At 44.2% G+C, this 7,538-nt stretch carries 9 protein-coding genes; 2 read left to right on the top strand and 7 right to left on the bottom strand.

Annotated elements, in window-relative coordinates:
- A partial coding sequence (locus B4K20_RS14050; RefSeq protein ID WP_289283371.1) for a glycosyltransferase family 9 protein occupies positions 1–420 on the top strand: 420 nt, incomplete at its 5' end.
- Here B4K20_RS14050 and B4K20_RS14045 read toward each other — a convergent pair.
- The 4 genes from B4K20_RS14045 to B4K20_RS14030 form a co-directional block, all read right to left on the bottom strand.
- Entirely contained in the window at positions 368–1,633 is a 1,266-nt protein-coding gene (locus tag B4K20_RS14045) for an O-antigen ligase family protein (protein ID WP_289283370.1), read from the bottom strand. The two genes, B4K20_RS14050 and B4K20_RS14045, sit on opposite strands and share 53 nt — an antisense overlap.
- 98 nt (positions 1,634–1,731) lie before the next feature.
- Positions 1,732–3,066: a TolC family outer membrane protein gene (locus B4K20_RS14040; RefSeq protein WP_289283369.1), complete on the bottom strand. Its 1,335-nt coding sequence runs from the start codon at positions 3,064–3,066 to the stop codon at positions 1,732–1,734.
- A 20-nt stretch (positions 3,067–3,086) separates the two neighbouring features.
- Positions 3,087–3,629 (bottom strand): OmpA family protein, encoded by a 543-nt coding sequence (locus B4K20_RS14035; RefSeq protein WP_289283368.1) that lies wholly within the window; start codon positions 3,627–3,629, stop codon positions 3,087–3,089.
- Between the two features lie 125 nt (positions 3,630–3,754).
- Complete coding sequence (locus B4K20_RS14030; protein WP_289283367.1) at positions 3,755–4,309, bottom strand: glutathione peroxidase; 555 nt, start codon at positions 4,307–4,309, stop codon at positions 3,755–3,757.
- Between the two features lie 171 nt (positions 4,310–4,480).
- Here B4K20_RS14030 and B4K20_RS14025 point away from each other — a divergent pair, with 171 nt between their 5' ends.
- Positions 4,481–4,834: a hypothetical protein gene (locus B4K20_RS14025; RefSeq protein WP_289283366.1), complete on the top strand. Its 354-nt coding sequence runs from the start codon at positions 4,481–4,483 to the stop codon at positions 4,832–4,834.
- A gap of 27 nt (positions 4,835–4,861) precedes the next feature.
- Here B4K20_RS14025 and B4K20_RS14020 read toward each other — a convergent pair whose 3' ends face one another.
- The 3 genes from B4K20_RS14020 to B4K20_RS14010 form a co-directional block, all read right to left on the bottom strand.
- Entirely contained in the window at positions 4,862–5,458 is a 597-nt protein-coding gene (locus tag B4K20_RS14020) for a nucleotidyltransferase family protein (RefSeq protein WP_289283365.1), read from the bottom strand.
- 2 nt (positions 5,459–5,460) lie between these two features.
- Complete coding sequence (locus B4K20_RS14015; protein ID WP_289283364.1) at positions 5,461–6,450, bottom strand: XdhC family protein; 990 nt, start codon at positions 6,448–6,450, stop codon at positions 5,461–5,463.
- Between the two features lie 4 nt (positions 6,451–6,454).
- Positions 6,455–7,538: xanthine dehydrogenase family protein molybdopterin-binding subunit (locus B4K20_RS14010; protein ID WP_289283363.1), on the bottom strand; the 1,084-nt coding region annotated here is incomplete at its 5' end.

The raw sequence follows: 7,538 nt of genomic DNA, 5'->3' as shown, positions 1-7,538 counted from the left end.
GTTAAACAACCTTATATTGCCCTTATACCTGGTAGCTCTGCACAACATAAAGAAAAACGCTGGCCGTATTATGCCGAGCTCTCTTTTAAACTCATTGAGCTTGGATATGATGTGGTGAATATTTTGGGGCCAGATGAGCAAGATATGGCAGCAAGACTGGCAGGTTACACACCGGCAAAAGACTATGGAATGCTTAACTGGTTTGAGTTGGCAACCATTCTCAATCATGCACAGTTTGTGGTTGGTAATGATACCGGCCCCAGTCATATCGCCTCATGTTTGGGCAAACCGGGTCTTGCTCTATTCGGACCAACAACTTCTGTTGAACGATCCGAACTTCAACGTGGGGACTTTCGCGCGCTTCAGGTTAATGATTTGTATGACTTAGATGTTCATGAGGTGTTACAGCACTTGCCCTAGATATCGCCAACGCCCAGCCTACACCTAACCAAACTAAAGCTGCCACCCAGTTGCTCAGCACACTAATCCCTCCGGACAATGGCCAAAAACTGACCGTTAGTAATGCAAAGCATAATGCTGTTTGTAAGCCATTCTTAGCTTTAATACATGGCAGCAATACCTGCTTGTACAATAAACACAGCATTACCAGAAATAAAACTAATCCAACCAGGCCTGTTTCAGCCCCCAATTGCAGGTAGAGATTATGCGGATGGCTGCACACCATGCCTGCACTAGCTAATAATTGCTGTTGTTCACAGACGCTTTGATAGGTATGCAAGCCACTGCCAAACCACCAATTATCCTGCCATACTTGCCAAGCGGCTTTAAAGACCAGCCCATAATCGGATTCGGCAAATGACGATAATTTAGTACCGATACTCATGATGCTCCGTTCGAGCATATCAGGAGAGATCAGTATGATCATTCCCAGTGATAATACAAAAATTACCACCATACTTAACAAGCGTCGCTGATAGTCTCGATAGATGAACAGCATAGTTATAAACACAACAGCAGCCCCGGCACAATAAAGAATTAATGCCATTCTCTCGCCTGTAAGATAGGTGAAAACAAACCCGACACTCATAATGGTCATTAATGATGTTATTTGTCGGACTGTCGTATATTTGAACCATGGCACAAGACAAGCGATGAATAGCACGATGAACCACAGTCTTAATAACATCGTTCCGGGAATAGGGCTTCTGAATGGCCCTGTTAAGCGTGTTTCAGTGAAACGTTCAATGCCAAACCAATCTACACCAAATAAATACTGCCATAAGGTATCAGCTACAACGAATGCAATAATCAATGAGAGGCTGATAATAAAATGACGTCTAATGTCACTATTATCAAAAATCCAAAACGCCAATGCCATTGCAAATAATGGCCATCTTATAAAAGTAAGCACATACTTCAAACTTTCTGATGGTTCACTACTTTGGGGTAAATTAAGTAAAATTAGATAGGCGTTAAATACTAAAAAAGCAACAAACCATGACTGCTTTAGCCATGGCCAAGACTGATTTTTATAGCTGATAAACAAAAAGGTGAATGCCACCAGAACGACAGTAATATCCGCTATTGCTCTCGAGAATAATAATAAGGCAGGTAGAAGATAAACAAAGACCTTTAAAGCAGGTGAGGGTGCGGTCAGCCTGATGGGATGCATAACGATATTCAATAAAAATGGATATCGTAGCCGTAATATGTGACAGTTTAGTGGCAGACGAGTCAGCCAGACTTCAATACGGATTCCACTAGTAGGGGTTATTCAGCAGTTTGAGGTTGCGCGACGATAATGGCTGCTTCCGGTGCCTCAATAGACAAACTTTCCATTAACCGCCCCATTGTTTCGGATAACCAGTAACAGGCGTAAATATGATCATAATAGGCATTGGCATAATCATTTCTGGCTGTTAGCAATTCATTTTCTGTATCGAGCAAGTCCAGTAAGGTCCGTCTGCCGACATTGAACTGTTCAAAATAGGCATCACGCGTTTTCTCAGCAGCCAGCATACGTTGCTCAAGAATAGGTAAACGTCTCGACAAGGTTTCAACATTACTCCATGCCAGCCGCACATCTCTATCAACGTCACGTTTGATAATTTCGGCGTTTTGTTTGGCTTGTTCACTGAGGTACTTGGTTTCTTCAATACGTGCTTTGTCAGCGCCGCCATTCAAGAGGTTGTAGTCCATGCGAATCATCGCTTGAACTTCTTTCTCATGCCCACGTGTTCCGTCGAGATTATTATCTGCTCTGGCGCTCAAATCAGCTCGCACTTGTGGATGAAATGGCGCTTTAGCTCCCTCTTGCTGGGCCAATGATGCTTCGTGATCAGATATAGCTGCCCATAGTGCTGGATGCTGTCTGTAGGCAATTTGTATGGCATCTTCAACCTTAGCCGGTGCACTGTCACAGCATGACATACCTGGATCGGTTAGCGCTTCAGGGGCTTGCCCTACTAATCGCTCATAACGTGTTTCCGCATCTTTTAAATTACCTTCGGTAGAGCGTAAATTCGCTTCCGCTAACGCCACACGACCAGTGGTTTGATCAAGGTCTGAGCGATTGCCTACACCCGCATCTGTTCGTAACTTGATTTTATCGAAGATCTTTTCATGTTGAATCAAGTTAGCTTGAGTGTTTTCAAGTAATTGCTGACGCTTCATTACATCAAGGTAGCTTTGTACAGTGTTCAGACCAATACTTTCCGATAAATCTGTCACACTGTAACCAGCAGAATTAGCTTGTGCCTGAGTTTGTTCAACTGCACTTTTTGTAGCAAAACCGTCATACAGCATTTGAGTTGCTTCAATCTCAGCCTCGCCACGTGAAAGAAATTCATGACCGGGTCTTGTTGCTGGGTTCTTAGTTCGCTCAAAGCCGATCCCCAGAGTCAGATCGACTCTTGGATAGTAACCGGCTCTAGCCTGATCAACCGTTTTATCAACGCTATAACGGCGGTTTGCTTCAGCCAGAACTTCAGGATTTTGTTTTAGTGTTTTATCTACTGCTCCCTGCAGAGTTTCAGAAAAAACGGGACTGCTGGCGATAGCCGTCATAAATGCAGCAATGAGAGTAAAGCGTTGCGATGTAACCATATGTCTAAATGCTCCAGATATTAACGTACATCAATCTCAACCCGGCGGTTACGTACTTCTTCAGTGCCATTTGCCGTAGGTACTTTCAGATCCGTTTCCCCTTTCCCTGACACAGAAATCTGATTTACTTCAACACCGGCATTGATCAAATCCTGCGCTACCTTGTTAGCGCGACGCTCTGAGAGCTTTTCATTGTATGCGCTGGCGCCAAGCGTGTCTGTATGACCGACAATTTCTACATGACGATTTTTTCTTTCCAGAATCGCTTTGTATACATCAACGGAATCACGTAGAGAGGCTGGTGTAAACGTCGTTTTGTCTAACTCAAAATAAAGCGTTGCGTGATAACGTTCTGGAACACGCACCACTTTTGGCGTGACTGCAACCACCATTGCTTCCTCACAAAAAGGCGAACCACTATCAGAAATAGTCAGCGGCGCCTGCAAAGATTCCCGTAACTCAGACTGAGGAGCGTCTGGACCAATGGTATTGTGAATACTGCTACATGCAGATAAGGCCAAACCTATTAAACTGGCAAATACCAGTCGATAAACAATACACATCCTTTACCCCAACGTTCCTTTTGTGTGCTAATAGACTTTGTTAATGATAACAACAAAGTATCAATAACAGTAGAGTATTGACCTTGCTGGGTACATAGTCAACAAGCTAGGCGTATATCTTGAGCTTAGGGGTTGTCTTCATTCTTACTCAGAGTGGAATCAATAATATTTAGCAAATCAGGATCATCTGGCTCAACTGAACTGGCAAAGTGTTTTACCACCTGACCATCAGCATCAACGATGTATTTATTGAAGTTCCAACCTGGCGCTTGGCTTTGTTGATTAATTTCCCTGAAAACTGGGTTAGCACGCGAACCTGTTACATAACTTGGCGCAACCATGGTGAATGACACACCAAAGTTTTCTTTACAAATTCTCGCTGCTTCCGCTTCTGTTTTGGCTTCTTGATCAAAGTCATTGCTCGCAAAACCAATTACCACTAAACCTTTATCTTGGTATTGCTGATGTAATGACTCCAAACCACCAAATTGACGCGTATAGCCACAGTGACTTGCGGTATTAACGACTAATAAGGTTTTATCTTTGGCTATTTCACATAAATTCACCGTGTCATTCGAGTGAAGTTTGGGCAAGTCATAATCCATATATTGTGGGCAATCTTTTGCTTGGACATTAGAAGCTACCATCATAAGTAAGCCAGCTTTGAGCGAATTATTCATATTCTTTCTCCATGTATGTTTGTCTGATTTTGTCGACAGATCGATGAAAAAAATGTGATGACCGTATCCATACGGCTTATCGAAAATTGGCACCCGTAAAGCATTGTTATAAGAGAATTAAACTGCTAAATTAATGAGCACTGTTTCACAAATTTACACAAGGATCGTGTTTTGGAAGCCAGATCGTTATCAGAGTGCGGCGTCATATCAAATTGGGGCTTGGTAGAAGTCCAAGAAACCCAAGAACGACATATTTTTGGGCACTCCAGCCATTACGATTTTTTTATCATCACGCAAAAAGTGACTGACTTTCACTATGATTTCAAAACACGGCAAGGCTCAGCCATTACCGATTCTGGCATTCTCTACTCGCTGACGGGCAAGCCCGCCCTCTACAAGCCGAACAAACAGTTACAACTGCGTGAGTTTATGGAAAAAAACAACTGTGTGCTTGTGCCGGTGAAGATCGGTCGATTTCATTTTTATCACCTGAATGCTTTGGCGAAAAAACTTATCCCTGAATAAGTAATAAAGCCTGTATTAGCTCAGGCTTCATGACAGCACTGAAAGGTCCGACTTTAGATCAATATCGGTCAAAACTGAAGACGATTTCACATTCACTTTTTCAATCAACTTCTCGTTCTCGAGCAGAATACTTTTAGCACCTACATCACCTGATAATGCCAGTAACGCATCACGGTAAATTTGAGAAAAAGCAACTGGATGACCACGTCTACCCTCAAAATAGGGAGCAGCGATAGGAAAGCCTTGCTCAAGCTTATTGACCAGATTTTCAAGTATTTCTGGCTCAATCATTGGCATATCTGCCAAGCCTATCAAATAACCTTGTGATGAATGACAAGCTTCCACACCGGCAGCAAGCGAATGCCCCATACCCAACTCACTCTTTTCTGCTTTGATAAACTCAATGCTGTGATCAATAGAATGACAGGCTTCTTTAATAAGCTGGTTCTCTTTGGGCGTCACCAGATAAACACGCTCAAACACATCCAGCCAGGGTGATAAAGTATGCAGTAGCAACGCTTGTCTGATGCCTTTAAATTCGACTTCTGCCAGTAACTTGTTCGATCCAAAGCGTGTTGACTTACCAGCAGCGAGAATAATCGGCGCTACCTTTTCAAGCGCCATGTTTAGGTGAGCACCTTATCCAATGAAGCTGAAGTCTGTTGTGCTCGAATACGTTGACGATAAATAGCGACTAACTCGGCCGCTATCGCCACCGCAATTTCTGCAGGCGTTTTACTACCTATGGACATACCAACCGGACCATGCAGCCGATCAATCTCTTGTTGAGTCAGATCAAATAATTTGAGTCTTTCCCGACGCTTATTGTTATTCGATTTGGCCCCCAAAGCCCCCACATAAAAGGCCGCTGATTTGAGCGCCTCAAGTAATGCCATATCGTCTAACTTCGGATCATGCGTTAAAGCCACCACTGCCGTATTTAGATCGGGCTGCAGTGAGGTCACAGCATCATCGGGCATCATTGTCAGTAATGTACTTTCTTGATGTGTCCATGTCTGCTGCATCTCAACTCTTGGATCACAAACATAGACTTGATAATCGAGCGCAGTGGCTATATTGGCCAGATAATGTGACGTTTCTACAGCGCCAATAATGAGTAAGCGTAAACGCGGTCCGTAGACGAATGAGATGGACTCTGGCCGTTCGCAGACCAGAGGCTCATGACTTAGTGCTAAGGAGCAGCTTACCCGTAAAGACCTCAGAGAAACGTCTCTTTTGATCAGCTTTTGGGATGAAATGGCGGTGATAACATCATCAAGCCATTGGTCATCAATGACTGGCTCTACCAGTAATTTTAATTGCCCTCCACAAGGTAGCTTGAAACGTGCTTGCTCTTCCTGATTAGCGCCGTAGGTTTTTATTTGAGCTGAAGCTGACGAAAGTGCACCATCATGTAAAAGTGTCACTAAATCATCTTCTACACAGCCGCCGGAAACGGAGCCAGTGAACAGCCCGTCATCACGCAATACACACATAGAGCCAGGCTGGCGAGGGCTGGAACCGTAAGTGCTAAGTACCGTCACTAACCAGACCTTATGCCCTTGCTGATACCAGCTTTGCAGCTGTTTTAGCACGTTTGTATCATGCCCCGTCATAACATTACGACTCTAGTTGATAACGTATTGGCAGTTCACGGATACGTTTGCCTGTTGCATTAAAAATGGCGTTACACAGAGCGGGTGCAATCGGTGGCATACCTGGCTCACCAACACCACCTAGCGGTTCACTAAAGTCATTAGCCGGCATCAGGTGCACATTAATTTCCTTAGGTGCAGCATCCATGCGAGCAACCTGATACCCATCAAAATTATCTTGAACGGTAACGCCGTCTTTAAAGGTAATCTCGCTAGACAGGGCAAGGCTCATGCCCATAATACATGCCCCTTCAATCTGTGAACGAATGCGTTCTGGATTCACTTGAGGACCGCAATCTACAGCAACATCCACTCTGGGCACGCTGACTTCTCCATCGTCATTCACCGTCACTTCAACGACAACCGCGACGTATGTCACGAAGCTATAATGAGCAGCCATTCCCTGACCAGAACCTGTCGGTAGTGATTTCCCCCACTCAGCTTTGTCCGTCACCATGTTAATCACGCCTTTCATACGTTTTGTATTCAATGGGTAAAGCTCGGGAGACTCGCCATAGTTCCACTCATCTTTTAATGAGGTCGGGTCTATTTCTCGATCGGGCCCAATCAGAGACAATAAGAAGTCTTTATGGTCTTTTTGCTGTTGGTGAGCCATCTCAGCAATAAATGATTGAATAGCAAAAGCATGTGGAATATTCGCTACCGAACGATACCAACCAATACGTGTATGAGCTGGTGCTTCTGGGTTTTCGATTTGAATATTCTCTATATCAAAAGGAATATTCACCACCCCCATGCTCAACTCCATCGGCATTTCATGTTTGGCACCTTCCGAAAAGGTTGAAGCAATGGTTGGAGCGACTGTACGGTGCAACCAAGCGATGGTATCGCCCTGCTCATCAAACGCGGCTTCCATATGTTCAGCAGACACAGTATGAAAATAGGAATGCTGAATATCATCTTCACGTGTCCATACTGTTTTCACAGCGCGCCCATCCAATGCTTTGGAAATCAGCGCGGCTTCAACCAGGTAGTCTGGTTTCGACTTCCGCCCAAAACCACCGCCCAATAGGGTCACATTGACCTTC

Source organism: Methylophaga sp. UBA5088 (assembly GCF_002414625.1).
GTDB lineage: Bacteria > Pseudomonadota > Gammaproteobacteria > Nitrosococcales > Methylophagaceae > Methylophaga > Methylophaga marina.
This window is presented reverse-complemented; position numbering and strand designations above follow the sequence as displayed.

Bases quoted from the DNA above. Each gene is read 5' to 3' on its own strand.
- B4K20_RS14020 (WP_289283365.1), bottom strand. From the start codon at position 5,458: ATGGCGCTTGAAAAGGTAGCGCCGATTATTCTCGCTGCTGGTAAGTCA.
- B4K20_RS14035 (WP_289283368.1), bottom strand. From the start codon at position 3,629: ATGTGTATTGTTTATCGACTGGTATTTGCCAGTTTAATAGGTTTGGCC.
- B4K20_RS14030 (WP_289283367.1), bottom strand. From the start codon at position 4,309: ATGAATAATTCGCTCAAAGCTGGCTTACTTATGATGGTAGCTTCTAAT.
- B4K20_RS14045 (WP_289283370.1), bottom strand. From the start codon at position 1,633: ATGCATCCCATCAGGCTGACCGCACCCTCACCTGCTTTAAAGGTCTTT.
- B4K20_RS14015 (WP_289283364.1), bottom strand. From the start codon at position 6,450: ATGACGGGGCATGATACAAACGTGCTAAAACAGCTGCAAAGCTGGTAT.
- B4K20_RS14040 (WP_289283369.1), bottom strand. From the start codon at position 3,066: ATGGTTACATCGCAACGCTTTACTCTCATTGCTGCATTTATGACGGCT.